This is a genomic window from Halomonas urumqiensis, from assembly GCF_003028575.1.
Taxonomy (GTDB): Bacteria; Pseudomonadota; Gammaproteobacteria; order Pseudomonadales; family Halomonadaceae; genus Halomonas; species Halomonas urumqiensis.
Map to the genome: position 1 here is coordinate 1217750 of NZ_PYUD01000001.1, position 25968 is coordinate 1243717.

Consider the following 25968-nt stretch of genomic DNA (forward strand, 5'->3'; position numbering starts at 1 on the left):
CCCTTCGAGGCGGCCCGTATCGTTGATCTCAACGCCGACGTTTAAGCACTCAGGCGTTACTCATCAGGCCTTCTGGTAGGCCGCGACAGCCTTCTCGATGGCCTTGCGAGCGGCCTCGACACCCTCCCAGGATTCCACTTTTACCCACTTGCCCTTTTCGAGGTCCTTGTAGTTCTCGAAGAAGTGGGCGATCTGCTGGCGCAGCAGTTCAGGCAGGTCGGTGACTTCCTGGACGTCGTCATACAGCGACGAAAGCTTGGAATGCGGCACGCAGACCAGCTTGGCGTCCTCTCCGGCTTCGTCGGTCATGTTGAGGATGCCGACCGGGCGGGCGCGGATGACACTGCCCGGTGCGACCGGGTAGGGCGTCACCACCAGTGCGTCCAGGGCATCGCCATCATCGGCCAGGGTGTGGGGGATAAATCCGTAGTTGGCCGGATAAAACATCGGGGTGGCCATGAAGCGGTCGACCAGCAACGCCCCCATGTCCTTGTCGATCTCGTACTTGATCGGGGCGTGGTTGGCGGGAATTTCGATCGCCACGTAGACGTCGTTGGGGAGATCCTTGCCGGCGGGGATGTTGTCGAAGTTCATCGTCGCTTCCTTGGGTTTGATACTGATTTGAAACTGGTTTGAAACCGTGTTGATAACCGTACTGGCAAATCGGATAGCCTGAAAAATCCGCCGGATTATACGAATCCCGCGAGGGGATTACCAATGCGACATAGGTGCCGTTGGTCACGGCGACCACCCGAGACGCCGCCACATGGTGGCCTGGATGGCATCAGGATCGACGTGCAGCGATAGTCTCGCGGCACGGCATACTGGGTGTATCATGGGTCACCGATGGATCCTTTGCTGCCACCCGGTGCGGCATGTCGATGCGAAACGAGGGAGACTGACTTGTCATCTGCGCAGTTGGCACTAAGTTATGGCCAGGCCTTCGTGGCCCCGGATCGTCGTCGCCATCGCAGCTCGATGTCGGTTCGCTTCCCGGAACCGGCGCTGCTTCACGCCAAGGGCGCGAGTGCCCTGATCAGCGATTCCACCTCGCGCAATGCCATGGCCAAACAGGCCGGCGATCTCAGCGTGCGCGGTTTCTTGACCGATTACTACTCGACTCCCGACCACTGGGATGTCAAGACCTCGGCGACCAGGGTGCTGCGTTCGCTCAACAGCTGGTGTTACAGCCAGAGCCAGTTGGTCACCGAGGGCAGCTATGTCAGTTCATTGTCGGCGATGGTGTTTCGCGGGCGAGATGCCCATCTGTTCCACATGGGCGATACGGTGGTATTTCGCCTGCGAGGTGCGGAATTCGAACAGCTCACGCATGACCATGTCACTGATCTTGGTGGATACCGCTACCCTTCGCGTGCACTGGGCATGGATAACAGTATCGACATCGAGTACCTGCGCCTGCCCATCAAGCAGGGCGACCTGTTCCTGTTCACCACCCAGGCGGTGCTTGGCACCCTGATGCCTTCCGAATACGTGCAACTGATTCGCCAGGATGCAAGCGACCTCAACGCTGCCTGCGATCGGCTTGCCCAGGAGGCGGTCAGTCGAGCCCAGGCCCGGGGCTATGGTGCGGAGCAATTCTGTTTCCAACTGGTACGCATCGACCAATTGCCCGATGAGCAGAGCGACTCGCCAGGTCGCCCTTACGGTGACCTGCCGATACCCCCGGAGCTGTCTACGGGTGACCGGCTGGATGGCATGGAGGTGCGGGCGGTGCTGTCGCGCACCGCGCAATCCCGCGTCTATCGGGTGATCGACGTCACCACCGGTCGCGAAATGGTGATGAAGGCGCCAAGCCCGGAGCTCTCCAACCGCAATGCCTACCTGGAACATTTCCTGTTGCAGCAGTGGGTGGTGGAGCGCGTCAAGTCGCCCTTCGTGGTGCGTGTCATCGAACCCTCGCGACCCCGTCGCTATCTCTATTACCTGATGGCCTATGTGGAGGGCGAGACGCTTGCCGAATGGGCGCGCCGCCATCCGCAGGCAAGTTTGACCCAACGTCTGGATATCGCCAACCAGCTCGGCAAGGCGATCCAGGCACTGCATCATCGCGATGTGTTGCACCAGCAGATTCACCCCGGAAACGTGATGATCGATACCCATGGGCAGGTGGTGTTGACCGATTTCAGCGCCTGTCAGCAGCTCGATGCCATAAGTTCCAAGGACAATCACGAACTGGTGCGCCAGGTCGGGCTAACCGAGCACAGTGCGCCTGAGTATGCCCTGGACGATACTGTCGGCCGGCGCAGCGACCAGTACTCCTTTGCCTCGACGGTCTACTGGCTGCTGGCAGGGGAGCTGCCCTATGCGTTGCCGCCTCATCGGCTGCATGGTCATACCGACCTCGAGCAACTGGTGTATCGCAGTGCACGAACCCGCAACCCAGAGGTGACGCCGGCACTGGACGAGGCGCTGCGCCGTGCTCTGGACCCCCAGCGCGCGTTGCGTTTCAGGCGCATGTCGGAATTCCTGCACGCCTTGCGCCAGCCACTGTCTACCGAGCGGTCAGGGCGAACCAGCCCGCGCAGGTTGCGCGAGCCCGCCAATTTCTGGCAGGGCGTGGCCGGCATTCTGCTGCTGTTGCTGGTGTTGTCCTGGTTGTTGAAATAGTTCCTAGATCTTGAATTCCGGCAGCTTGCGCTCGACGCGATGCTTGATCAGCTTGGCGACTTTTGGCAGGCCGTTTTCGAAGGGGGGAAAGTCCTCGCCCTGGATCAGCGGTGAGAGGTAGGTGCGGCATGCCTCGGTGATGCCGAAGCCATCCTCGCGGATATGCTCGCGGGGCATGAACTTTTCGCGGTTGGCGATCTCCGCGAGCGGTGCAGCTTCGATGCGCCACTCGTAAGGGTCATCGGAGACGCGCTTGATGGCGGGCATCATGGCGTTCTTGCCTTCCAGGGCCAGCTCCACGGCCTTTTCGCCCACTGCGTAGGCCTGATCGACATCGGTCTTCGAGGCCAGGTGACGCGCGGCGCGCTGCAGGTAGTCGGCCACCGCCCAGTGGTACTTGTAGCCGAGGTCCTGCTTGACCATGCCGGCGAGCGTAGGGGCGACGCCACCAAGTTGGCGATGGCCGAAGGCGTCGGTATTACCGGAGTCGGCGAGAAAGGTGCCATCCTCGTAGCGCGCGCCCTCGGAGACCACGATCACGCAGTAGCCGTAGTTGTTCACCGACTCCTCGACCCGAGCCATCACCGCGCTGCGGTCGAAGGGGACCTCGGGAAAGATCACCAGGTGGGGCGGCTCGCCTTCGCCATTGCCGGCGAGTGCCCCGGCGGCGGCAATCCAGCCGGCGTGACGCCCCATTACCTCGAGGACGAATACCTTGGTGGAGGTGGCGCACATGGAGGCGATGTCGAGTGATGCCTCGAGCGTCGAGGTGGCGATGTACTTGGCCACGCTGCCGAACCCAGGCGAGTTGTCGGTGATCGGCAGGTCGTTGTCCACGGTCTTGGGTACATGGATGGCGGTCAACGGATAGCCAAGTTTTTCGGAAAGCTGCGAGACCTTGAGGCAGGTGTCGGCGCTGTCACCCCCACCGTTATAGAAGAAGTAGCGGATATCGTGGGCACGGAACACCTCGATCAGCCGCTCGTACTGGGTACGGTGGGTTTCCATGTCCTTGAGCTTGTAACGGCAGGAGCCGAACGCGCCTCCCGGGGTGTGGCGCAGGGCGGCGATGGTCTCGTCGGACTCGTGGCTGACGTCGATCAAATCCTCGGTCAGCGCTCCGATGATGCCATTATGACCGGCGTAGACCTTGCCGATGCGGTCCGGGTGGCGTCGGCAGGCCTCGATCACGCCGCAGGCGCTGGCGTTGATCACGGCGGTGACGCCGCCTGACTGGGCGTAGAAGGCATTATGCTGGGCCATGGACTGAGATGCTCCTGCAGATCACGTGGGCGGTATGGGGGTGGTGAATGAAAATTAAGGGGTGTGATTCTAGCCCAAAGTCGCAACGCCTGCATCTTCATGCCGCCCCAGCGGCTAGCGCTCTGGAGCCGGTCATGGCGGCCATGCTAGGCTCGCGTCTCCTGATAGATGGTTGATTCTCATGGCTCGCGATGCCCTTTCTCGGAGAGACTCGATGCACCTTCACATCCTCGGCATCTGCGGGACCTTCATGGGTAGCCTGGCGCTGCTGGCCCGCGACCTGGGGCTCACCGTCAGCGGGTCGGATGCCAATGTCTATCCGCCCATGAGCACGCAGCTCGAACAGGCGGGAATCACGCTGTGCGAGGGCTATTCCGCCGACAACCTCGTTCCCCGCCCTGACCTGGTGGTCATCGGCAATGCGCTGTCACGTGGCAATCCCGAAGTCGAAGCGGTGCTTGATCATGACCTTGCCTACGTGTCCGGCCCCCAGTGGCTGGCAGAACACGTTCTGCCGGGAAGACGCGTGGTAGCGGTGGCGGGTACCCATGGCAAGACCACCACCGCGAGCCTCACCGCCTGGCTTCTCGAATCGGCCGGGCTTGCACCGGGATTTCTCATCGGCGGGGTGCCGCGCAACTTTGGTGTCTCGGCGCGCCTGGGTGATGAGACAGCACCCTTCGTGGTCGAGGCCGATGAGTACGACACGGCATTCTTCGACAAGCGCTCCAAGTTCGTTCACTACCGCCCCGAGATCGCCGTGCTTGGCAATCTCGAGTTCGACCATGCCGATATCTTCCCCGACCTGGCGGCCATTGAACGGCAGTTTCATCATCTGGTGCGCACCGTGCCCGCTCGCGGCCGGCTGTTGGTTGCCGACCAGGAGCCCGCGCTGGATAGGGTGCTCGAGATGGGCTGCTGGACCCCGGTGACGCGGTTCGGTGTCGAGCAGACGAGCGCCTGGCGAATCGATTGCGAGCGTGAGGATGCCTCGCGTTTTCGTGTCATTCATACCCAGGGAGATACTGACGAGGATGCCGTGGTCGACTGGCCGCTGACGGGCGTGCACAACGCGCGCAATGCGTTGGCGGCGCTGGCCGCCGCGCATGGCTGTGGCGTCGACCTGGCGCGAGGGGCGGCGGCGCTGGCGCGCTTCGAGACACCCCGCAGGCGTCAGGAGCTGCGTGGCGAGATAGCCGGTATCCAGGTCATCGATGACTTCGCCCATCATCCCACGGCGATCACTTCCACCCTCGAGGGGCTGCGAGCGGCGACTCCGCGGGGTCGGCTGCTGGCGGTGATCGAGCCGCGTTCCAACACCATGCGCCTGGGAACACTGCGTGACCGCCTGGCGGCATGTGTCGCGGCGGCGGACCTGGCGTACTGGTTTCAGCCCCCAGGGCTTGACTGGTCGCTCGCGCCGATTCTCGAAGCGAGCCCGGTGCCGGCCGTCCAGTTCGATGACATCGATGCCCTGGTCACGGCACTGGTTGATGAGGCGCGGCCCTATGACCGTATCGTGGTGATGTCCAATGGCGGCTTTGGCGGCATTCATGAGAAATTGCTGGCGGCGCTGGAGGTGGCCCATGGCTAGGACCGAAGGCAGCTCGGCCTTTCTTCCGCCGGTGACGGTGGCGCTGACCGGTGCCTCCGGAGCTCAGTACGGCCTGCGGCTGATTGAAGCGCTGGTCGGGGCGGGACATGAGGTGTGGGTGATGATTTCCAAGGCGGCGCACCTGGTGATCGCCACCGAAACCGACGACGAGCTGCCGGCGCGACCGGCGCGCCTGGTCGAGGCGTTGAGCCAACGCAGCGGTGCGGCCCCTGGGCAAATTCGTTGTTTCGCCCGCGAGGACTGGATGGCGCCCGTGGCATCGGGTTCCGGCGCGCCCTCGTCGATGGTGATCTGTCCTTGTTCCACCGGCACGCTCTCGGCGGTGGCGACGGGTGCCAGCAACAACCTGATCGAACGTGCCGCCGACGTGGCGCTCAAGGAGCGTCGCCAGCTGATCCTGGTGCCACGCGAGACGCCCTTCTCGGCGATTCATCTGGAGCACATGCTCTCGCTTACCCGCATGGGGGCGGTGATCCTGCCGGCGGCACCAGGGTTCTACCATCGGCCCGAGTCCATCGAGGACATGGTGGATTTCATCGTCGCACGTATCCTCAACCAACTCGGAATCGCGCACCGATTGGTACCGCGCTGGGGGGAGTCAGCGGCAAGCGACTAATGCCGGGTAGCAAGCGACTAACGCCGGATAGAGAGTCGACCGGCATCATTTGCCAGTCCGTTGCATGTCGTGACGACAAGGAGGTTCTTGGATGATCAGCCTGGGGTTGTTGTCGGTCTTCGTACCGACATTCCTGTTCGTATCGCTGACCCCCGGGATGTGCATGACGCTGTCCATGGTGCTGGGAATGACCCAGGGGGTTCGTCGTACCCTGTGGATGATGGTCGGCGAACTGGCCGGTGTCGCCCTGGTGGCTGCCTCCGCTGGTGCGGGGGTCGCCACCCTGATGCTGCGCCAGCCGGAACTGTTTGCGCTGTTCAAGTGGGTGGGCGGCTGCTACCTCGGCTACCTGGGGGTGATGATGTGGCGCTCGCGCGGTCGCATGGCGATTCCGCTGGAGCAGGTCGAGCTTGCGCCGGCGGGGCGGTGTCAACTGGCCTTGCAGGGGTTTGTCACTGCGGTCGCCAACCCCAAGGGGTGGGCCTTCTTCGTGGCATTGTTGCCTCCCTTTCTCGATGCCTCGCGCCCGCTCGTGGGCCAGCTTGCGGTATTGATTGCGGTGATTCTGATCATCGAGTTCCTGGCACTGCTGCTCTACGCCGCGGGTGGCAGCAGCCTGCGGCGTGCGCTTGGCAAGAGCGATAACGTCCGCTTGCTCAATCGCATCGCCGGTACGCTGATGGTAGGTGTCGGCATCTGGCTCGCGCTTGGTTAGACGGCTGGCAGCAAGGTCACCCGCATCGCTACCAGAAGCGCGGAGAGCAGGGCGAGCCTGCCGGCGGGACAGGGCGCAATGGAGGCTCTCGGCCTGGCCTGCCAGGCAAGCTGTGCCAGCGCACATACCACCAGGCCAAGCAACGCGCCACCGATCAGGTCACTCAGCCAGTGGACTCCGATCAACAGCCGTGACAGTGCCATGGGCACCACCGCCACGATGGCGCCCCAATACGCCAAGTGACGGTGCCTGTGCGGGAGTTCCCGGGCGATGAACAGCGCCCCGAGCCCCGCGACCACCACCATGGTCGAGGTGTGGGCGCTGGGGTAGGAAAATGAATCGGCGAGGTGTTCAGGCGTGCTCGGGCGTGGCCGTCCGATGGCCAGCTTGGTGAGGGTGTTCAGCAGAGCAGTCCCGGCTAACGCACTGGCAAGAAGCGTGAAGGCGGCGAATTTGCGATGCCATGCCAGCCATCCAAGCCAGGGCATCATCAGCGCGCTGATACCCCACATGTCACCGCTTCGCGCAAGCCACTCGCCCAGGATGACGAGCCATGGGGTCGCAAGTGCCGCGAACAGGGAATGTACCTGGGCGTCCAGTGGAAGTGGGCCACCATTGGGCACCATCAGGGTCCAGCCTGACCAGCCGCCGAGTGAAAGGATCAGCAGCAACCAGCTGGCAAGCGGGACCTCGCCCTCGCCTGTGCCGCGCTGTGAGAGCCACAGACGGCGCATCACCGGATGACGCCGCGAGAGGTTGGCGGCCAGACGGTAGAGCCGGCCGGGGCGAGTCACTTCATGGCGTAGCCAGGAGAATGCCACCGCCAGAACAATCACGATGATGGCGAGCAAAATCAGAGCATTACGTGCTTCTTGCGGAAGATCGAGGACTTGCTGCCACCCGCGTCCCAGTAGATAACCCGGTAGGATATAGGCGGGTGCCCAGAGTGCCGCGGACAGTACGTTGGCAAACAGGAAATGGCGCGGCGGCATCTTCAGCATGCCGGCGATCAGGGGAATCACTGGCCGCACCGGGCCGACGAAGCGGCCCAGCAGTACCGACAACATCCCGTAGCGCTTGAAGAAGCGCGCCGCTCGTGCCAGCCATTCGGGGTGTCGCGACAGCGGCCACAGCCGAGTGGTCCGTTCGTGCTGGGTATAGCCGAGTAGATAGCTGACGCCGTCTCCGGCCACCGCACCCACGAACGCCACTGCAATCACCCACGGCAGTTCCAGTTGCTGGTGGCCGGCAAGCGAGGCAGTGGCGGTGATCAACAATACCCCAGGCACCAGCAGACCGATCAGTGCCAGTGATTCCACCAGTGCGATCAGACCGATGATCGCCAGCAGCCAGCCGGGCGAGGGTGACAGCTGGTTGAGCACCTCGATCAGGTTCATGCTCGGCTCCTTGAGCAACGCCGCTGGCATTCCTTTGGCGGCAAGCGGTCGGCGTGACCCTCGATTAAAGGCTCAGGCATCGGCCAGGCGTTGGGTGTTGGCCTGGAGACGCCGGCTGAAATGCTCGGGTGGTTCTTGGGGTCGCAGGTGGCAGATGCGCATGCGTGTCTGCACCTGGCCCGTGTCCAGCAGAATCATGCGATGCAGGGCCTGCTCGATACGCTGGCGCACCAGCAGGGCACCATTCTCGGTGGTATCCGGCAGCACCAGCCAGAAATCCGCGATGTTTTCCCGGCCCAGCAGGTCGTGGTCGCGGCTGTGGGCTTCCACGGCATTGCACAGGGCGGCAAGCAGCGCCTTGCGCGCCCGCGTGCCAAACTGCTCTTCAGCCATCTCCAGTTGCGGCAGGTGAATCAGCAGTACGGCAAGCGTCTGGCCAAGCAGCTCGGCGCGATCACACTCGCTCTGCATTCGGTCCTGAAGTGGCTCGCGCCGCAGCGCCTGGCATTCGGCATCGACAGGGTCTGTGGCCTGCAGCAGCGCTTGTTGGTGCAGCAACTCCCACGGCGCCAGGGCGGCGGCGATGACCAGGCCAAGGTAGGCCAAGGTCAGGTCCAGGCTGACCAGGTGATCGCCGAGCACCAGCCAGATCGGGATCAAGGTGGCATTGAGCAGCATGGCGGGGCCTAATGGCAGCAGCACCAGGGTCAGGACGGGAGGCAGCCCCAGCCATAGTGGAGCCAGTTCGCTGTGGTAGGGCAATTCCACGGCGATCAACAGGTAGCCGCAGATCAGCACCAGGTAGGCCGAGAGCCTGGCGGTATCCTCTTGTCCCAGGCGCAACAAGGCGGCAACCAGCATCAACGGGGCGAGCAGTGCCGGTAGCAGGATCCGCGCATAGTCGCCCATCAAGTAGAGCCACATGGCCATGCCAAACAGCAGCATGCCACCGCTGGCATAGATCAACGCGTGCAGGCTGGCCTGCCGAGGTTCATGCATCGCGTGGCTCCTCGATCACCAGGAAGGCATCACGTTGAGTCGACAGCGCTCGACACTCATCACCGAGCGAGGTCACTTGGCTCAGCGGCAGGGCGCGCATGCGCTCGATGGGCCCAAGCTGGTCGAGCAGCGCCTTCCTGCGTTGTTCGCCTTGCGCGGCGTCACGGCTCAATAGCAGCGCCGCAAGGGTTCGGCCGTCCAGGCGATAGCAGTGTTCGAAGGTTCGGGTCAGCTCGCAGAGTCGCTGTGCCAGCGGCCAGAGGTGGCGACGCGAGGTGCGTAGAAGCAATAGTTCGCACTGGACGCCGTCTCGCTGGGCACGGGCGCGTTCCCTGACCAGATCACGTGTCAGCTGCGTGCGCGGCCAGAGTCGCAGGCCCGGAATCAGCCTGGCGCGTTGGCGAGCCAACCCATGCTGAGGGTGCATGGCGCGCGATCTGATGAACCCGAGAAAGAGGATGGCCGCCAGCAGCAGACCCGATAGCAGGGCGTGTTCCGGCGGTAGGCGGTTGGCCATCCACCACCAGGTCAGGGCCGCCAGCAGTGCGTTGAGTCCGGCCATCCAGGTCGGCTGTGGCAGCATGATCAGCGCCGCCCAAGCCCACAGCCACAACGGGAAGCGGTCCGGGGCGATCCACAGCAAGGCCGCCAGCAACAGGCTTGGCAGCAATTGCCAGGGCACCATGGCGGGCCGTCGGTGACTGAATTCGACCAGCAGCGCTGAAATGCCAAGCCACGCACTTGCCAGCGACAGCAACCATGCTTCGGTAAGGGTGCTCGATGACCAGGCCATCAGCGCCGACAACAGGGCCGCTATCAGCAGGTTGCAGCGCAGCAGGCCGATTTTGTACTTGCTCTGCATGGTGGCTTACTATGACTCCCTTGACCCGCACTGGCTGGGGGTTCCCTTCCAGACAATAAAGCACAGCTCATACATTACGTCGTGAATGAATGAACACCCAGTATAACGTCATGGCCTGCGCTTTCGGCCATGCCCACAGGAGACACTCTTCGGCATGACAGCTCAAGTCACCCGATCCGACGCCAGCGCCGTTGGCCTTGCTGATGACGCGGATATCGACGCCTACATGAACCGCCTGGGGCAGGCTGCCAGAGCCGCCTCGACTGTCATGCGCCGCACGCCGACAGGGCCCAAGAATGCCGCGCTCGCCGCCATGGCCAGCCGCCTGGAAGCCGCACGAGGCGAGGTGCTTGCCGCCAATGATCGTGATCTGTCACGTGGCCGCGACAATGGTCTCGATGCGGCGCTTCTCGACCGCCTGGCACTCGATGACAAGCGGGTGGATGCCATGATCGAGGGGCTGAGGCAGGTCGCGGCATTACCTGACCCGGTCGGCGAAATCGACGGCTTGCACTATCGGCCCAGTGGCATTCAGCTCGGCCAGATGCGCGTGCCGCTGGGCGTCATTGGCATCATCTACGAGTCGCGACCCAACGTCACCCTCGAAGCGGCAAGCCTGTGCCTGAAATCCGGTAATGCCTGCATCCTGCGAGGTGGTTCCGAGGCCCGAGAGTCCAATGCCGCCATCGCCGCCTGCATTGGCGAGGGTCTGGCGGATGCGGGGCTTCCGGTGAGTGCCGTTCAGGTGGTGGCGACCACCGACCGCGCCGCCGTGGGTCGAATGATCAGCATGCCCGAATACGTCGACGTGATCATTCCGCGTGGCGGCAAGTCACTGATCGAGCGAATCTCCCGTGAGGCGAAGGTGCCGGTGATCAAGCACCTGGATGGCGTCTGCCACGTGTATATCGATGCCACGGCGGATCTCGACAAGGCGTTGGCCATCGCGGTCAATGCCAAGACGCACCGCTACGGCACGTGCAACACCATGGAAACGCTGTTGATCGATGCTCCGGTGGCAGCGACGCTGCTGCCGCGCCTTGCCGCTGCCTATGCTCAGCATGGGGTCGAGTTGCGAGGCTGTTCGCGCAGCCGTGAGCTGCTAGAGGGCATCCTTGAGGCCACCGAGGAAGATTGGTATGCCGAGTACCTGGCCCCGGTGTTGGCGATCCGCGTGGTCGATGGCATCGATGAGGCCATCGAGCATATCGAGCGTTACGGCTCCCATCACACTGACGCCATCGTCACTGAACAGTATGGGCTGGCGCGCCGCTTCATGGCCGAGGTCGATTCCAGCTCGGTGATGGTCAATGCCTCGACACGTTTCGCCGATGGGTTCGAGTATGGCCTGGGCGCCGAGATCGGCATCTCCACCGATAAGCTCCATGCGCGGGGGCCGGTGGGGCTTGAAGGCCTGACCACCCGCAAGTACGTGGTGCTCGGCGATGGGCAGGTGCGCCAGTGACCGAGCGCAAGCTCGAGGCAACCAAGAACGACGTTACCCACTCGCCGCGTATCGCCATGTTTGGAGGCACCTTCGATCCGGTGCATCTGGGACATCTGCGCAGCGCCGTGGAGCTTCATGAGGCGCTGGCGCTTGATCGGGTGCACATGATTCCCGCCGCCGCGCCACCGCTGCGCGGAAAACCCCAGGTGTCTGCCGACCAGCGCCTCGAACTGCTGCGCCTGGGCATTGGCGATACCCCGGGGCTCGTCGCCGACCCCCGAGAGCTGTCACGCTCGGGCCCTTCGTACAGTGCCGATACCCTGGCCACGTTACGCGAGGAGTATGGTCGCGAGGCTCGGATCGTCATGGTGCTGGGGTTCGATGCCTTCCTGCGTCTGGCCGAGTGGCGCGATCCCGGGCGTCTTTTTGCCCTGGCACATTTGGTGGTGATCGATCGCCCCGACCATCTGGCGGAGTTGCCGAGCCCGCTCGTGGAACTGCTGACAGGTCGTGAGGTGGCCACCTCTCAAGAGTTGATGCGCAAACCAGCAGGGCACCTGCTGCGGCTTTCACTGCCTTCGCGCATGGCGATCTCGGCCACCGAGGTGCGGTGTCGCCTGGCGGGTGGGGCCAGTGTGCGTTACTTGTTGCCCGAGGCGGTGGAAGCGCATGCGCTGGCGCATGGGCTGTACCGCGATTGATGCCTTTACGGCGCGATCGACGCTGCTTGGATGGCCGCAAGGCGGTACAATGGATTGCATGGTTCATCCGTTCCCCTTCGGCAGGCATGCCGAGGGCTGGATGGGTGGCAAATCGAACACTGATCCACTACAGCGGATCAGTGACAGCTGACCACGAGGGGCAGACACGAAAGGCTTATGCAAATTGACGCACTCAAGACTCTGGCGCTGGATGCTCTGGAGGAACTCAAGGCCAAGGACATCGCACAGCTCGATGTGTCGCGGCTGACCAGCGTAACCGACCTGATGCTGATTGCCAGTGGTACCTCCACCCGCCATGTATCGGCACTGGCGGGAAGCGTGGTCGAGAAGGCCAAGGAAAACGGTATCCAACCACTCGGTGTCGAGGGAGAGAACGGCGCCGACTGGGTATTGGTGGATCTTGGTGACGTCGTCGTCCATGTGATGATGCCCGAGACACGTGAACTCTACGATCTCGAGCGTCTTTGGGCCGACTTGCCGAGTGACCCCGAGGGCTTGCCTGCGCGAAGCGAGGGCGAGGCACACGGGGCATGAAGATTCGGCTGTTGGCGGTGGGGAATCGGATGCCTTCCTGGGTGACCGAGGGTGTGGCGGAGTACCGCAAACGCCTGCCTCGCGACTTCGCTTTCGAGGTGGAGGAAATCGCCCCGGGTCAGCGAGGCAAGAACGCCGACGTGCCGCGCGCCATTGCCCTTGAGGCTGAGCGTTTGCAAGCCCGGCTCAAGGGCGATGAGCACGTCGTGGCCCTGGAGGTCGCAGGCAAGCCATGGAGTACCGAACAATTGGCGGAACATGCTGCCGAATGGCGACTGCATGGGCGCGACGTGGCCTTGCTGGTGGGAGGGCCTGACGGCCTTGCCCCGGAACTCTCGAGAAGCGCCCACCAACGCTGGTCGTTGTCACCCTTGACGCTGCCTCATCCGCTGGTACGCATCGTGCTCGCCGAACAGCTCTACCGAGCCTGGACCCTGATGGTCGGGCATCCCTATCACCGTTGATGAGCCAGCCGCCTGGCGTTGAGGTCGATGCGCAAGCAACGCGACAACTTGAAGAGACCCGAGCAGGAGCTGCGCATATTTCGCATGCGTGCACTGCTGGCATCGCTGGTCGTGTTCACCCTGACCGGCATATTGATGGGTCGCCTGGGTTATCTGCAGGTGGTCCAGCATGAGGTCTACAGCACTCGTTCCGAGAACAACCGGGTGCGTGTCGAGCCCTTGCCACCGACGCGGGGCCTGATCTACGACCGCAACGGTGAACTGCTCGCCGAGAATCGTCCGACCTACAACCTGATGATGGTGCGAGAGCGGGTCGATGATCTCGATGCCACTCTGGCGTTGCTGGTCGATCTGCTGGCGTTGCCTGAAGAAGAGGCGGAGGCCTTCCGGGTCCGCTCCCGCCAGCGCCAACGGCCATTCCAGCCAGCATTGCTGATGAGCGATCTCGATGAAGCACAGATCGCCAGGCTCGCGGTCAATCGCCATCGTCTCCCTGGGCTCGAGGTCGAGGCGCAGTTGCTGCGTTATTACCCGGATGCCGAGATCATGGCCCATGCGATTGGCTATGTAGGTCGCATCAACGCCGAAGAGCTCACTACGCTGGATGCCGGGCGTTACGCCGGAACCCATTTCATTGGCAAGACGGGTGTCGAGCGGTCTTACGAGGAGCAGTTGCATGGCCAGGCTGGGCTGCGCAAGGTCGAGACCAACGCGCGTGGGCGGGTGTTGCGTGAACTGGATCGCAGCGACCCGGTGCCTGGTAGCGACTTGACGTTGACCCTCGACAAGGAACTCCAGAGCCTGGCCTATGACCTGCTCGATGGCCGACGTGGATCGATCGTCGCCGTGGCCCCCGCGAGCGGTGAGATTCTGGCCATGGTGTCGGTGCCGGGTTTTGACAGCAACCAGTTCGTTACCGGCATAGATTTCGCCTCCTATCGCGCGCTACAGGACAATCTTGACCTGCCGCTTTTCAATCGGGCGATCCGTGGTCAGTATCCCCCTGGCTCCACCATCAAGCCGTTTCTCGCCTTGGCGGGGCTTGCTGAGGGTGAGATCACGCCGGATAGCACCATCAACGATCCGGGGTTCTTCCAGCTCCCCAACGACTCGCGGCGCTACCGTAACTGGCTGCGCTGGGGACATGGTCGAGTCGACATGGAGCGCTCCATCGCTGTCTCCAACAACACCTACTACTATACCCTGGCCCATGACCTGGGTATCGACCGTCTGCATGAGAACATGACCGGCTTCGGATTTGGCCAGCGGGTAGGGCACGACGTATTTGGTGAAAGTAGCGCACTCATGCCGTCACGGGACTGGAAGCGTGGACGTTACAACCAGCCATGGTACCCCGGCGAGACCTTGTCGGTGGGCATAGGGCAGGGGTATTGGCAGGTCACGCCGCTGCAATTGGCTACCGCCACGGCGGTGTTGGCCAATCGGGGGGAGTGGGTCAAGCCGCGCCTTGCCCGACGTATCGGTGATGAGGAACTGCCCGTCGATCTGCCGGAAACTCCGCCGGATATCAAGATTACCAACGACAACTGGTGGGACAGGGTGTTCTCGGGAATGGAGAAGGTGCTGTCCGGAAATGAAGGCACGGCGCGCCGAACGGGTGTCGATCTCGAGTACCGGATGGGCGGGAAGTCGGGTACTGCCCAAGTCTTCTCGCTGGGCCAGGACCAACGCTACAACGCCGACGAACTGGCCGAGCGACTGCGCGATCACGCCTTGTTCATGGCCTTTGCGCCTCTCGAAGATCCCCAGATTGCCGTGTCGGTGATCGTTGAGAATGCCGGTGGCGGCAGCACTCACGCAGCGCATCTGGCGAGGGCAATGACCGATGCCTGGCTGTTGGGCGACGATCAACTCGACGTGGATGAAATTCGCGATGAGCTCGAGAACGACGATGCCAGTGTGCCGGGAGGCTGATCAATGTCGATGATCGACCTGTCGCGCATCATGCGCCCGCGTCCGGTGCGTCCGCCAGCCAGTGGCATATCTCGCCGTCGGGGATTCTGGGAACGGGTACGCCTGGATCCATGGATGCTCGGCATGCTGCTGATATTGATGATGGCGGGGCTTGTCGTGCTCTACAGTGCCAGCGGCCAGCGTATCGAGGTGGTGATCGCACAGTGCGTCCGCTTCGGTGTGGGCTTGGCGGTGATGGGCGTGATTGCCCAGTTCTCGCCATCGACCCTGATGCGTTGGGCGCTGCCGGCTTACCTGGCGGGGGTGGCGATGCTTGTCGCCGTGGAACTGTTCGGCTACGTGGGCATGGGGGCGCAGCGCTGGCTGGTGATTCCCGGGGTGATCCGCTTTCAACCCTCCGAGTTGATGAAGCTGGCCATGCCGCTGATGCTGGGTGCTTATCTGAGCCGCTGCGAACTGCCGCCGCGCATCAAGCACCTAGTCGTGTGCGCATTGGTCATTGGCTTGCCCGTGGTGCTGATTGCCAAGCAGCCTGACCTCGGCACCTCATTGTTGGTAGGGTCCGCGGCGATATTCGTGGTGCTGTTGGCGGGACTTTCGTGGCGTTTCGTCGCGGCGTTGGCAGGGCTTGCGGCGGCGGCTCTGCCACTGCTTTGGATAAACCTTCACAACTATCAGCGCCAGCGTGTGCTGACCTTTCTCGACCCCAACAGCGACCCGCTGGGCTCGGGCTGGAATATCATCCAGTCGACCACTGCCATCGGCAGTGGCGGGGTGTTCGGCAAGGGCTGGTTGCAGGGCACCCAGTCGCAGCTCGAGTTTCTGCCGGAGCGGCATACCGACTTCATCGTCGCGGTCCTCGGTGAGGAATTCGGGCTGCTCGGCATGCTGGCTTTCCTCGTGCTCTACCTGATGATCATCATTCGTGGACTACTGATGGCCGCAGGGGCACAGGACACCTTCGGGCGCCTGGTGGCGGGCAGCATCATGCTGACATTCTTCATCTATGTGTTTGTCAACGTCGGCATGGTCAGTGGCATTCTGCCGGTGGTCGGTGTGCCATTACCATTGGTCAGCTATGGCGGTACCTCCAGCGTGACCTTGATGGCCGGTTTCGGTATTCTCATGGCCATTCATGCCCACCGCCGACTGCTTCCTCGCTAGTCGTGCGGTGGGTGTCCAGACACCGAATCAGGGAGAGTGAAGATATGACGGTGTCCCGTTTTCAAGGATCGAAGGTGCTCGGTGTACTGGCCAGTGTGAGCCTTGCGGCGATGTCGCTTTCCGCCGGGGCGTCGCAATTCGACCCCGCCGAGCGCGGTGATGTCCGTGGGTTGGTCGATGAAATGGCCGAGCAGGGTATTCCCCGTGGCTGGCTGGAAGATGCGCTGCGCGATGCTCGTTACCAGCAGGGTGTGCTCGACGCCATGGCAGGCGCGGCCGAGCGACGCCTGCGCTGGGATGAATACCGCGAGATTTTTCTCAAGCCCGAGCGCATCCAGCGAGGGGTTGCGTTTATCGAAGCGCATCGTGGGGCGTTCGAGCGTGCCGAGGCCGAGTATGGTGTTCCCCCCGAGATGATCGCGGCGATCATCGGGGTCGAGACCAGCTACGGCCGATTCATGGGCAGCCACAGGGTGCTGGATTCACTGGCGACCCTGGCGTTTCATCATCCTTCGCGGGGTGGATTCTTTCGTGGCGAGCTTGCCGCCTTCCTGGATATCACTCACGAGCAGGGCGTCGACCCTGGTGAGTTGATGGGGTCATATGCCGGTGCCATGGGTTACCCGCAATTCATCCCCACCAGCTACCGTGCCTATGCCGTCGACTTCGATGACGATGGATTGCGCGACCTGTGGACCAACCCGGTGGATGCCATTGGCAGCGTTGCCAATTACTTTGCCGAGCATGGCTGGCGGCGCGAGCAACCCATTTACCAGGAGGCCGAGGGCCCCGATTCGCCACCCGATGGCATCGAGTTCAATCGCGCCGCGAAGCCTCCTGGCGTGAAGATGGCCGCTCTCGCTTCCGCCGGTGTCACGCCGGATCAAGACGTGTCGGGGGATGAGCTGGTCTTGCCCTTGGCGCTGGATGTCGCGGGCGGCGATTGGCGCTATCGAATCGGCTACCATAACTTTTACGTCATCACGCGCTACAACCACAGTCACCTCTATGGCATGGCCGTCACCGAGCTTGCCGAGGCGATTGCCGATGCACGCAAGCTCGATGTCCACTGGCTAGAGGCGGTGAGCAGTGATGTGGAGGATGGCTCATGAAGGCTGGTTGGTCGGCAATGCTAGCGGCGGTCATCCTGACAGGTTGCGCGGGTGGTGGAGGCCAGTCTTCCGAGCCGACACCGGAGCGCAAGGCCAGCGCCGAATCATCGTCCGGCAGCGGTGGCGAGCGCTATTCGATGAGTGGTGATGCCTACCCCCAGCAGCCGCCCGATGTCTCCAGGGTGCCGGATGCGCAACCCCGAATCGAGCCTCCTTCGAGAGGTGGCAATCGTTCGACCTACCAGGTGTGGGGCAAGACCTACCAAGTGTTGCCGGATGCGCGTGGCTATACCCGCCAGGGGGTCGCCTCCTGGTACGGTGAGAAATTCCATGGATACGCCACATCCAACGGCGAGATCTATGATATGTACAAGATGTCAGCGGCACATCGCTCGTTGCCATTGCCAACCTTTGCGCGGGTGACAAGCCTCGACAATGACCGCTCGGTGATCGTCAGGATCAATGATCGCGGGCCGTTTCACAGTGACCGTGAGATCGACCTCTCCTATGCGGCCGCCGCGAGACTCGATATCCTCGATAACGGCACGGGTAGAGTGAAGGTCGAGGCCATAGACGCCGAGCGCTGGATTGCCGAGAACGGCGGGGCGGTGAAGTCCACCCTGGCCGACAGTCGCTCAGCGCCCGTGGCATCGAGCGGCGCTGAAGCACAGGATGGCCCTTCCGTGCAGCGCGCAGAGCCAGCTGGGACCAGCACCCCATCAGCCCTCTACCTGCAGGTGGCGGCGCTGGGCTCCGAGGACAATGCGCGTGCCTTGAAAGCCAAGTTGCAAGACCGATTGTCGCGGCCGGTGAGAATCGCCAGCCAAACCGGCATGCACCGTGTTCAGGTTGGTCCACTTGCCAATGCTGACCAGGTCGAGCCCATGCGTGACGCATTGCGCCGTGCCGGTTTCGAGCAGGCCATACTCATCAACGGCGCCGAATGACTGGCGCCCTGATGCCTTTACCGATGAATTTGATGAGATCGACACCCATGAAAGAGCTGTACCCCTTGCGCCGTTTGCGCGGGTTGATGTTGGGCCTCGTGCTGATGACGCCATTGGCCATGGCCCAGGACATCCCGGTGCCCCAGCAGCCCCAGCCGCAGACCATGATTCCCTCGGCCCCCCAGCTGGCGGCGAGTTCCTGGATATTGATGGATGCGGACAGTGGCAAAGTGCTGGTCGAGCACAACGCTGACGAACGTCTGCCGCCAGCGAGTCTTACCAAGCTGATGACCGCTTATCTGGTGGAGCGCGAGATAAATCGCGGCAACATCGCCATGGATGACATGGTGACAGTCAGTGAAAAGGCCTGGCGCACCGGTGGTTCGAAGATGTTCATCGAGGTGGACACCCAGGTGTCGGTCAGTGACCTTCTGCAGGGGATCATCATCGTCTCCGGGAATGACGCAAGCGTTGCCATCGCCGAGCACCTGGCTGGCGGCGAAACGTCCTTCGCCGATCTGATGAATCAGCACGCCACTCGGTTGGGCCTGCACAACACCAATTTTCAGAATGCCACGGGTTTGCCCGGTGAAAGCCACTATTCCACCGCTCGTGACATGGCGCTGCTGTCTCAGCACATCATCAACGACTACCCCGAGCACTATGCGATCTACTCGGAGAAGAACTTTGACTACAACGACATCAGCCAGCCCAACCGCAACCGTCTGCTGTGGCGAGATGCCTCGGTGGATGGTCTGAAGACCGGTTGGACCACAGAAGCCGGATATGGACTGGTAGCCTCCGCCAAGCGCGATGACATGCGGCTGATTTCCGTGGTGATGGGCACGAGCTCCGAGGAAGCGCGCGCCCAGGAAACCCAGAAATTGCTCAGCTATGGCTTTCGCTACTTCGAGACCATGAACCTCTATGAGCGCGGTTCGGTGTTGAACACACCGCGAGTGTGGGGTGGCGAGAGCAGTGAGTTGCGTGTTGGTGTCGATCGCGACGTGCTCATGACGGTGCCGCGAGCGCGCAACGAAGAGCTGACCGCGCGCCTCGATATCCAGCCCGACCTCACCGCTCCCATCGAGGCCGGCCAACGGGTCGGAACCCTGGAGGTGCGCATGGGCGAAGAGGTCGTCGGCGAGCAACCGCTGGTCGCTCTGGACAGCATCGAGGAGGGCGGCATTTTCAAGCGCCTGTTCGACCAGGTGCGGCGGTTCTTCACCAACCTGGTGGGTGGTTGGTTCGGCTAAGCCTTCCCGGGATTGGCAGATGCCTGGAATTGTTCTCCCTGGGCCATGTTGAGTAGAATACTCGGGTATTCACAAGCTGGATGGATGGATGAACGACAAGACCCTGCGTGACCTGCGCCGTCCGGTGTCTGGCCAATCCGGCGACACCCCGCCGAAGATCACCTTTCCGTGCCCCTATTCGCTTAAGGTGGTGGGAGATGCCGCCGAGGATTTCGCGGCCATGGTCTGCCAGGTGGTCAGCCGGCACGATCCACAGTTCGACGGCGGCGACATCGAGGTGGTGCCTAGCCGTAACGGTCGCTTCGTGTCCGTACGCCTGACCATACGTGCGACTGGCGAACCTCAGATCCAGGCGCTGTTTGCCGAGCTCAAGGCGACGGGCCGCGTGCACATGGTGGTGTAATGGCAGCCTCGGATGACCTGCCACCCATCGCATTGCATTGCCTCGGTCGTCGCCCCTACCTGCCGGTCTGGCAGGCCATGCGAGATCTCACCGATACCCGTGATGCAACAACGCCGGATCAGTTCTGGCTTGTCGAACACGAGCCGGTTTTCACCCAGGGGCAGGCCGGCAAGCCAGAGCATCTGCTGATGCCTGGCGACATCCCGGTGGTACAGACCGATCGCGGCGGGCAGGTGACCTATCATGGGCCAGGGCAGGTGGTGCTGTATCCTTTGCTCGACGTCAGACGAGCCAGGCTCGGCGTGCGCGACCTGGTCAGCGGACTGGAAAACGCGGTGATCGCCATGCTCGCGGGCCACGGCGTCGAAGCTCACGCGCGACCGGATGCGCCGGGCGTCTATGTGGGGCAAGGCAAGATAGCCTCGCTTGGCTTGCGCATTCGGCGAGGTGGAAGCTTTCATGGTGTGGCGGTGAATATCGATGGCGATCTGTCGCCATTTTCGCGGATCAACCCGTGTGGCTATGCCGGCATGGCGATGATCCGGCTGGCCGACCTGGTCGATGACTGCCCTGGTGTCGAGGTCGCGGGGGAACGTCTTGCCAACTGCCTGGCATGCGAGCTCGGACGGGAATTGATCACTATCCCCCAGACGACGTCCAAGTCCATCTCATCGGTTGCCCCCGCGACCGACTGACGCGCGTCTCACCAACATTACCCATCATTCCAACGTTACCCAACGTTGATGGCATCAATACGGCCCGGATGGCTTGCCTGACCCGGTACCTCGGCAGGTGCGGCGAGCCCCAGGTTGTTCTTCTCGAAGACCCGGTCGGCACGATAGCTCGAGCGCACAAGCGGGCCGGAGGCGACTTCCATGAAACCCTTCTGGAGCCCTAGTTGCCGGTAGGTCTCGAATTCATCCGGGGTCACCCAGCGCTCCACCGGCAAGTGATTGCGGGTCGGGCGCAGGTACTGGCCGAGGGTCACGATATCCACGCCTATCTCGCGCAGGTCATCGAAGGTCGCCAGAATTTCCTCCTCGGTTTCGCCAAGGCCGAGCATCAGGCTGGTCTTGGTGAGTACCTTGGGCTTGTGGCGCTTGGCGTGTGCGAGCACATCGAGGGTCTTGCGGTAACCGGCGCGCGGGTCACGTACCCGGCTGGTGAGTCGCTCGACGGTTTCGACGTTCTGGGCGAACACCTCGAGGCCGGAGTCGACGACCCGCTCGATGGCGTGTGGGTCAGCGTCGAAATCCGGTGTCAGGGCCTCGACCACCACCTCGGGCGTATTGGCCTTGATGGCGCGAATGCACTTGGCGTAGTGGCCGGCGCCGCCATCGGCGAGATCGTCACGATCCACCGAGGTCAGCACGATGTAGCGCAGGCCCATCAGCTCGACGGACTTGGCGGTGTTGGCGGGCTCCTCGGCGTCCAGCCACCCCTTGGGATTGCCGGTGTCCACGGCGCAGAAGCGACAGGCACGCGTGCACACCGAGCCCATCAACATGATGGTGGCGGTTCCGTTGCTCCAGCACTCGCCCATGTTGGGGCAATGAGATTCTGCGCAAACGGTACTCAGCCGGTGGGCACTGACGTTTTTCTTGACGGCTTCGAACCGCTCACCTCCCGGGATCTGCGCGCGTAGCCATGGCGGCTTGCGGCCTGGCTCCGGGCGTTCCTCGGTCAGCTTGCGTTGCTTCATCCCATCCTTGATCACGGCCATGCCGTGTTCATTGCGGAACTTCTCGCCGCTGGGAATACGTCCTGCGTTGCTGTCGCTCATAGGGTTTGAGCCCCTCCACTCGGCGGCAGCCAGGCCCTTGTCGCGGCGGTGCTGCCCCGTCGATGCCGCCTGGCGTGCCAGTCGATTCGTTGATTTCTGCCCCATAATCTACCATATCGGCCGTCATGGTGGACACAATGGCGGCCCTCGGCCCCAGCCCTTCGATGCGCTTCACGTCTTGATCGGCAGGCAGGCCACGCCATGATTGGGCATCGGCGCGGGAGTGGTGTTGAAGTGCGCATCAAGCTCGCCGAGATGCTCGTGGACGAAGCCCAGGAAGAGCTCGGTGACCGGTGTCGGCACGCGCTCACGAGGATAGACAGTGCACCATGAGTGGCGCAGCGGAAAGCCTGGCAGGGGAAGCTCGGCGAGCAGGCCGGCCTGCACTTCCAGGCGCACAGCGAGACGTGGCAGCACCGATACGCCCAGTTGAGCCATTACCCCCTGCTTGACCGCCTCGTTGGTGCCAAGCTCGATGCAATGGGCCAGTGTCACGCGCTGCCTTGCCGCCACTGCCTCGAAGGCGCTGCGCACCCCTGAGCCGGGCTCGCGCATCAACACATAGTGGTGGGCGAAATCCTCCAGTGTCGCCGCCGGCATGTCGAGCAGCGGGTGGCCCGGCCAGACCACAGGAATCAGCGCGTTGTCGAGAATCGGCATGGACACCAGCCCACGATCCTCCGGCACACGCGCCATGATCACCAGGTCGTCGGTCTGCTGGGCGAGACGTGCAAGCGCCTGGCTACGGTTGCACACCCGGAGACTCACCTGAACGTTGGGGTAGCGGGCACGAAACCGTGCCAGCAGGTGAGGAACGACGTACTGGGCGGTGGAGACCGCGGCCAGGTTGAGCTCGCCTTCGAGGGTGCCCGCGAGGTCGGACAGGGCCATCTGCAAGCGCGACACCTGCCCGAAAATGCCCCGCGTCGAACTTGCCAGGGCATCGGCGGCCGGCAATACATGAAGCGTCTTGCCGGAATACTTGAACAGCGGTTGCTCCAGGACATGTTCGAGTTGGCGAATCTGCGCGCTGACCGCTGGCTGGGTCAGGGCCAGCCGCTCGGCCGCGCGCGAATAGGATTGCTGCTCGTAGACGGCCTGGAAGACTTCCAGTTGTCGAAAGGTCAGTCGATGGAGCAGTTTGGGTGTGGTCATCGTCGCTTCACGGGAGGGCGTGTCGTGCCGGTAGCCGGTCAGGATGACATGCTAGCATCGCGCGCCGTGCATGAGCCACGTTCACCTGATGACACAATAGATATGAACTTATACTCGTCGTCATCGCGATTCTGCGTTATATTGCGATGCAGCAAAGTCGATTTCATTGACTTGGACCCTTTTATTCTGGACATATCAATTTTCGGTACAGGGATCCTTGCGCCGCCCCATCGCCAACTCGCTTGACGGGGAGGCAAGTCCAATGAAGCTTCATTTCAACCTGATTCGCAACGCCAGGAGATCGTGATGATACTTCCGATGCCGACACCCCCGGCGGCCGCGCTGACCATGCTGGATCCATTCGGATTCGGGCGTGCGGCCGGTCGCTACTGGCGTGATGCCTTTGAGCGCAGCGTGCTGTACATGGATGTCATGCGCGTTCGTGGCAACCAGTACCTGGAGCACCTCGAGCAGACCAAGCCCAGCGTGCTGGGCTTCGATACCGACGTATTGATGGATGGCCGGTCACTTCCGCGCCCGGTCAACTATGAACTACTGCGTATCGAGCCACCCGCCGGGGTTGCGACCGACCCGCTGATGCGTCCCTTCGTGGTGGTCGATCCTCGTGCCGGCCACGGCCCGGGGATTGGTGGTTTCAAGCCCGACAGCGAGATCGGTGTGGCGCTACGCGCCGGTCACCCCTGCTATTTCATCGGTTTCCTGCCGTTTCCTGAGCCGGGCCAGACCGTCGAGGACGTGGTGGAGGCGGAAGTGGCTTTCCTGCGTCACATCGGCGAGTTGCATGCCGACAGCGCCGAGAAGCCCATGGTGGTGGGGAATTGTCAGGCGGGCTGGCAGATCATGATGGCCGCCTCCCTGGAGCCCGACCTTTTCGGCCCCATTCTGATCGCCGGTGCTCCTCTTTCCTACTGGGCCGGCGAGCGCGGCAATGCGCCGATGCGCTACACCGGTGGCATGTCCGGTGGTAGCTGGATGACCGCGCTGTTCAGCGACCTGGGCAATGGCCAGTTCGATGGCGCCTGGCTGGTGCAGAACTTCGAACGCCTGAACCCGGCCAACACCTACTGGACCAAGCAGTACCGCCTGTATGCCAATGTCGACACCGAAGCGGAGCGCTACCTGGAGTTCGAACGTTGGTGGGGCGGCCATGTGGTACTGGGTGGCGAAGAAATACAGTACATCGTCGACAATCTGTTCGTCGGCAACCGGCTCTCGACGGCTCAGCTTGTCACCTCCGATGGCCGGCGCATCGACCTGCGCAACGTGCGTTCGCCGATCGTGGTGTTCTGCTCACGGGGCGATGACATCACCCCGCCGCCTCAGGCATTGGGTTGGGTGCGCGATCTGTATGCGGGCGTTGACGACATCATCGCCAGTGAGCAGACGATCGTGTATTGCGTTCATGACACGACCGGTCACCTGGGCATCTTTGTCTCGGGCAGTGTTTCGCGCAAGGAGCACACCGAATTCACCGCCAACATGGACTACATCGATGTCCTGCCGCCGGGCCTGTACGAGACCACCGTCTCGTCGGCGGCCGAGCGTGATGATGCCGAGCTGATCGAACGCGATTATCTGCTCGAGTTCACGCCAAGAACCATCGAAGAGCTCGACAGTGAAGTGCAGCACCGTCCTGAGGATGACACCCGGTTCGCCACGGTGGCGCGAATTTCCGAGATCAATCTCGGTCTCTATCGGTTGTTCCTGCAGCCCTGGCTGAAGGCCATGACAACGCCGGAGTCGGCACGCTGGATGCGTCGTATGCACCCCAACCGGCTGGGCTATCGGCTGCTCTCGGATCGCAACCCGCTGATGACCACCGTGCCGGTGCTGGCCGAGCAGATTCGTGCCAACCGTCAGCCGGCCGATCACGACAATGTATTCCGGGTGATGGAGTCGATCGTCTCCGACCAGATCACCGGCAGCCTCAACGCCTGGCGTGACCTGCGCGATGGTGCGACGGAGCGCATGTTCCTGGACGTCTATGGCCAGCCGTTGCTGCAGTCGCTGGTCGGGTTGGGCGGCGATGCCCACGTGCATCGTCGTCGTCCCGGTTCGGAACCGGAGCACCGCCGTTTCATCGACTACCGCCAAGAGGAGCTGCGCGCCAAGATCGAAAAGGGCGGTAGCCATGAGGCGGTGATTCGTGCGCTGATCTACGTGCTGGGCGGAGCCCCCGCCACCGACGAGCGCAACTTCAAGCGTCTGCGCGCGTCTCACGCTGAACTCGAGCCTGCGCTTTCGCTTGCCGATTTCAAGCAGCTGATGCGCGAGCAGTTCTTCATCCTCAAGCTGGATCGCGATGTCGCACTTGCCAGCATCCCTGTGCTGCTCGAAGGTCAGAATGCCGAGCAGATCGCCGGGCACCTCGAGCATATCCAGCATGTGCTGGCAGCCAGTGGCGAGCTTAGTGAGCACTCCGCTGATCGTCTGGCGAGTGTCAAGGCGCTGTTCGAGCAGGCCATCGACCAGGCACCGATCATCGAGGCCCAGTCGCGTGCCGAGGCCGAGGAGTGGGTGGGCCATCAGGCGCAGGCGCAATCGCTTGCCGCAAGTAACGTCGAAGACTTGATGGAGCGCGTGCCACAAGCCAAGTCCGAACCCAAGCCTGAAGCGGCGGTCGAGGCCAAGACCGAATCCAAGCCCGAAAAGGCGGTCGAGGCCAAGCCAACCGCGCGGCGCAAGCCGCGTGCCTCACGGCGCAAGACGGGTGACAACGGCAAGGCCTGAGTCCTCGCAAGGTAGTCCACTACGCCCCTGTCGACCCTGTCGGCGGGGGCGTCGTCATTGCCTACCACGCCTTGCTCTCGATGGGCACGCCGGTCTAGGGTCAATAGGCACGTCACTGTCGTGCCCTTGCATGCGACTGGCGCAGAGGGCGGTGCTGGGTTAGGGTAAGCGCATTTTTCAGCCGCCGTGGATGGGCGGTG

General features: G+C 62.7%; 23 protein-coding genes. 16 read left to right on the forward strand and 7 right to left on the reverse strand.

Annotated elements, in window-relative coordinates; genetic code table 11:
- Nucleotides 1-63 precede the first annotated feature (63 nt).
- On the reverse strand, nt 64-594 hold the full coding sequence (gene ppa / locus C6V82_RS05240) for an inorganic diphosphatase (protein WP_102588754.1): 531 nt from the start codon (nt 592-594) through the stop codon (nt 64-66).
- Nucleotides 595-903: 309 nt separating this feature from the next.
- Here ppa and C6V82_RS05245 point away from each other — a divergent pair, with 309 nt between their 5' ends.
- Nucleotides 904-2628, forward strand: a complete 1725-nt coding sequence (locus C6V82_RS05245; protein WP_102588755.1) for a bifunctional protein-serine/threonine kinase/phosphatase — start codon at nt 904-906, stop codon at nt 2626-2628.
- Nucleotides 2629-2631: 3 nt separating this feature from the next.
- Here the strand turns inward: C6V82_RS05245 and C6V82_RS05250 are convergent, their stop codons facing one another.
- Complete coding sequence (locus C6V82_RS05250; protein WP_102588756.1) at nt 2632-3891, reverse strand: 6-phosphofructokinase; 1260 nt, start codon at nt 3889-3891, stop codon at nt 2632-2634.
- Between the two features lie 214 nt (nt 3892-4105).
- On the opposite strand from C6V82_RS05250, the gene mpl reads away from it, so the two are divergent.
- From mpl to C6V82_RS05265, 3 genes are all read left to right on the forward strand, one after another.
- Complete coding sequence (gene mpl / locus C6V82_RS05255; protein WP_102588757.1) at nt 4106-5485, forward strand: UDP-N-acetylmuramate:L-alanyl-gamma-D-glutamyl-meso-diaminopimelate ligase; 1380 nt, start codon at nt 4106-4108, stop codon at nt 5483-5485.
- Entirely contained in the window at nt 5478-6122 is a 645-nt protein-coding gene (locus C6V82_RS05260) for a flavin prenyltransferase UbiX (RefSeq protein WP_102588758.1), read from the forward strand. The genes mpl and C6V82_RS05260 overlap by 8 nt, the downstream gene beginning before the upstream one ends.
- A gap of 91 nt (nt 6123-6213) precedes the next feature.
- Complete coding sequence (locus C6V82_RS05265; protein ID WP_180978308.1) at nt 6214-6837, forward strand: LysE family translocator; 624 nt, start codon at nt 6214-6216, stop codon at nt 6835-6837.
- Here the strand turns inward: C6V82_RS05265 and C6V82_RS05270 are convergent.
- From C6V82_RS05270 to C6V82_RS05280, 3 genes are all read right to left on the reverse strand, one after another.
- Nucleotides 6834-8234 carry a bifunctional DedA family/phosphatase PAP2 family protein gene (locus C6V82_RS05270; protein WP_102588759.1) on the reverse strand — a complete coding sequence of 467 codons (1401 nt, stop codon included), beginning with the start codon at nt 8232-8234 and terminating at the stop codon, nt 6834-6836. The genes C6V82_RS05265 and C6V82_RS05270 overlap by 4 nt on opposite strands.
- 72 nt (nt 8235-8306) lie before the next feature.
- Nucleotides 8307-9233, reverse strand: a complete 927-nt coding sequence (locus tag C6V82_RS05275; protein WP_102588760.1) for a GGDEF domain-containing protein — start codon at nt 9231-9233, stop codon at nt 8307-8309.
- Complete coding sequence (locus C6V82_RS05280; RefSeq protein WP_102588761.1) at nt 9226-10095, reverse strand: hypothetical protein; 870 nt, start codon at nt 10093-10095, stop codon at nt 9226-9228. Before C6V82_RS05280 ends, C6V82_RS05275 begins: the two co-directional genes overlap by 8 nt.
- Nucleotides 10096-10249: 154 nt before the next feature.
- On the opposite strand from C6V82_RS05280, the gene C6V82_RS05285 reads away from it, so the two are divergent.
- From C6V82_RS05285 to lipB, 11 genes are all read left to right on the forward strand, one after another.
- Complete coding sequence (locus C6V82_RS05285) at nt 10250-11560, forward strand: glutamate-5-semialdehyde dehydrogenase (RefSeq protein WP_102588762.1); 1311 nt, start codon at nt 10250-10252, stop codon at nt 11558-11560.
- Nucleotides 11561-11616: 56 nt separating this feature from the next.
- Nucleotides 11617-12243: a nicotinate-nucleotide adenylyltransferase gene (gene nadD / locus C6V82_RS05290; protein WP_102588872.1), complete on the forward strand. Its 627-nt coding sequence runs from the start codon at nt 11617-11619 to the stop codon at nt 12241-12243.
- A 177-nt stretch (nt 12244-12420) separates the two neighbouring features.
- Complete coding sequence (rsfS, locus tag C6V82_RS05295) at nt 12421-12798, forward strand: ribosome silencing factor (RefSeq protein ID WP_102588763.1); 378 nt, start codon at nt 12421-12423, stop codon at nt 12796-12798.
- Nucleotides 12795-13262 carry a 23S rRNA (pseudouridine(1915)-N(3))-methyltransferase RlmH gene (rlmH, locus tag C6V82_RS05300; protein WP_102588764.1) on the forward strand — a complete coding sequence of 156 codons (468 nt, stop codon included), beginning with the start codon at nt 12795-12797 and terminating at the stop codon, nt 13260-13262. Before rsfS ends, rlmH begins: the two co-directional genes overlap by 4 nt.
- A 27-nt stretch (nt 13263-13289) precedes the next feature.
- On the forward strand, nt 13290-15197 hold the full coding sequence (mrdA, locus tag C6V82_RS05305) for a penicillin-binding protein 2 (protein WP_102588765.1): 1908 nt from the start codon (nt 13290-13292) through the stop codon (nt 15195-15197).
- A 3-nt stretch (nt 15198-15200) separates the two neighbouring features.
- Nucleotides 15201-16361, forward strand: coding sequence for a rod shape-determining protein RodA (gene rodA, locus C6V82_RS05310; protein WP_102588766.1), 1161 nt, complete (start codon nt 15201-15203; stop codon nt 16359-16361).
- Between the two features lie 44 nt (nt 16362-16405).
- Nucleotides 16406-17473, forward strand: coding sequence for a lytic murein transglycosylase B (mltB, locus tag C6V82_RS05315; protein ID WP_102588767.1), 1068 nt, complete (start codon nt 16406-16408; stop codon nt 17471-17473).
- Nucleotides 17470-18420 (forward strand): septal ring lytic transglycosylase RlpA family protein, encoded by a 951-nt coding sequence (locus tag C6V82_RS05320; protein ID WP_102588768.1) that lies wholly within the window; start codon nt 17470-17472, stop codon nt 18418-18420. The genes mltB and C6V82_RS05320 overlap by 4 nt, the downstream gene beginning before the upstream one ends.
- Before the next feature lie 47 nt (nt 18421-18467).
- Entirely contained in the window at nt 18468-19676 is a 1209-nt protein-coding gene (locus tag C6V82_RS05325; RefSeq protein WP_373297565.1) for a D-alanyl-D-alanine carboxypeptidase family protein, read from the forward strand.
- A gap of 88 nt (nt 19677-19764) precedes the next feature.
- Nucleotides 19765-20079 (forward strand): HP0495 family protein, encoded by a 315-nt coding sequence (locus C6V82_RS05330; protein WP_102588769.1) that lies wholly within the window; start codon nt 19765-19767, stop codon nt 20077-20079.
- Nucleotides 20079-20774: a lipoyl(octanoyl) transferase LipB gene (gene lipB, locus C6V82_RS05335; RefSeq protein WP_102588770.1), complete on the forward strand. Its 696-nt coding sequence runs from the start codon at nt 20079-20081 to the stop codon at nt 20772-20774. The genes C6V82_RS05330 and lipB overlap by 1 nt, the downstream gene beginning before the upstream one ends.
- 35 nt (nt 20775-20809) lie before the next feature.
- Here lipB and lipA read toward each other — a convergent pair whose 3' ends face one another.
- Both lipA and C6V82_RS05345 read right to left on the reverse strand, forming a co-directional pair.
- On the reverse strand, nt 20810-21862 hold the full coding sequence (gene lipA / locus C6V82_RS05340) for a lipoyl synthase (protein ID WP_102588771.1): 1053 nt from the start codon (nt 21860-21862) through the stop codon (nt 20810-20812).
- Between the two features lie 171 nt (nt 21863-22033).
- Complete coding sequence (locus C6V82_RS05345) at nt 22034-23017, reverse strand: LysR family transcriptional regulator (RefSeq protein ID WP_102588772.1); 984 nt, start codon at nt 23015-23017, stop codon at nt 22034-22036.
- Between the two features lie 306 nt (nt 23018-23323).
- Here C6V82_RS05345 and C6V82_RS05350 point away from each other — a divergent pair, with 306 nt between their 5' ends.
- Nucleotides 23324-25768: a DUF3141 domain-containing protein gene (locus C6V82_RS05350; protein ID WP_102588773.1), complete on the forward strand. Its 2445-nt coding sequence runs from the start codon at nt 23324-23326 to the stop codon at nt 25766-25768.
- Nucleotides 25769-25968: the final 200 nt, after the last annotated feature.

What these genes read in the sequence shown, in the direction of transcription:
- ppa (WP_102588754.1), bottom strand. Translation starts at nt 594, where the DNA reads ATGAACTTCGACAACATCCCCGCCGGCAAGGATCTCCCCAACGACGTC.
- C6V82_RS05250 (WP_102588756.1), bottom strand. Translation starts at nt 3,891, where the DNA reads ATGGCCCAGCATAATGCCTTCTACGCCCAGTCAGGCGGCGTCACCGCC.
- mpl (WP_102588757.1), top strand. Translation starts at nt 4,106, where the DNA reads ATGCACCTTCACATCCTCGGCATCTGCGGGACCTTCATGGGTAGCCTG.
- C6V82_RS05260 (WP_102588758.1), top strand. Translation starts at nt 5,478, where the DNA reads ATGGCTAGGACCGAAGGCAGCTCGGCCTTTCTTCCGCCGGTGACGGTG.
- C6V82_RS05265 (WP_180978308.1), top strand. Translation starts at nt 6,214, where the DNA reads ATGATCAGCCTGGGGTTGTTGTCGGTCTTCGTACCGACATTCCTGTTC.
- C6V82_RS05270 (WP_102588759.1), bottom strand. Translation starts at nt 8,234, where the DNA reads ATGAACCTGATCGAGGTGCTCAACCAGCTGTCACCCTCGCCCGGCTGG.
- C6V82_RS05275 (WP_102588760.1), bottom strand. Translation starts at nt 9,233, where the DNA reads ATGCATGAACCTCGGCAGGCCAGCCTGCACGCGTTGATCTATGCCAGC.
- C6V82_RS05280 (WP_102588761.1), bottom strand. Translation starts at nt 10,095, where the DNA reads ATGCAGAGCAAGTACAAAATCGGCCTGCTGCGCTGCAACCTGCTGATA.
- C6V82_RS05285 (WP_102588762.1), top strand. Translation starts at nt 10,250, where the DNA reads ATGACAGCTCAAGTCACCCGATCCGACGCCAGCGCCGTTGGCCTTGCT.
- nadD (WP_102588872.1), top strand. Translation starts at nt 11,617, where the DNA reads ATGTTTGGAGGCACCTTCGATCCGGTGCATCTGGGACATCTGCGCAGC.
- rsfS (WP_102588763.1), top strand. Translation starts at nt 12,421, where the DNA reads ATGCAAATTGACGCACTCAAGACTCTGGCGCTGGATGCTCTGGAGGAA.
- rlmH (WP_102588764.1), top strand. Translation starts at nt 12,795, where the DNA reads ATGAAGATTCGGCTGTTGGCGGTGGGGAATCGGATGCCTTCCTGGGTG.
- mrdA (WP_102588765.1), top strand. Translation starts at nt 13,290, where the DNA reads ATGCGCAAGCAACGCGACAACTTGAAGAGACCCGAGCAGGAGCTGCGC.
- rodA (WP_102588766.1), top strand. Translation starts at nt 15,201, where the DNA reads ATGTCGATGATCGACCTGTCGCGCATCATGCGCCCGCGTCCGGTGCGT.
- mltB (WP_102588767.1), top strand. Translation starts at nt 16,406, where the DNA reads ATGACGGTGTCCCGTTTTCAAGGATCGAAGGTGCTCGGTGTACTGGCC.
- C6V82_RS05320 (WP_102588768.1), top strand. Translation starts at nt 17,470, where the DNA reads ATGAAGGCTGGTTGGTCGGCAATGCTAGCGGCGGTCATCCTGACAGGT.
- C6V82_RS05325 (WP_373297565.1), top strand. Translation starts at nt 18,468, where the DNA reads ATGAAAGAGCTGTACCCCTTGCGCCGTTTGCGCGGGTTGATGTTGGGC.
- C6V82_RS05330 (WP_102588769.1), top strand. Translation starts at nt 19,765, where the DNA reads ATGAACGACAAGACCCTGCGTGACCTGCGCCGTCCGGTGTCTGGCCAA.
- lipB (WP_102588770.1), top strand. Translation starts at nt 20,079, where the DNA reads ATGGCAGCCTCGGATGACCTGCCACCCATCGCATTGCATTGCCTCGGT.
- lipA (WP_102588771.1), bottom strand. Translation starts at nt 21,862, where the DNA reads ATGAGCGACAGCAACGCAGGACGTATTCCCAGCGGCGAGAAGTTCCGC.
- C6V82_RS05345 (WP_102588772.1), bottom strand. Translation starts at nt 23,017, where the DNA reads ATGACCACACCCAAACTGCTCCATCGACTGACCTTTCGACAACTGGAA.
- C6V82_RS05350 (WP_102588773.1), top strand. Translation starts at nt 23,324, where the DNA reads ATGATACTTCCGATGCCGACACCCCCGGCGGCCGCGCTGACCATGCTG.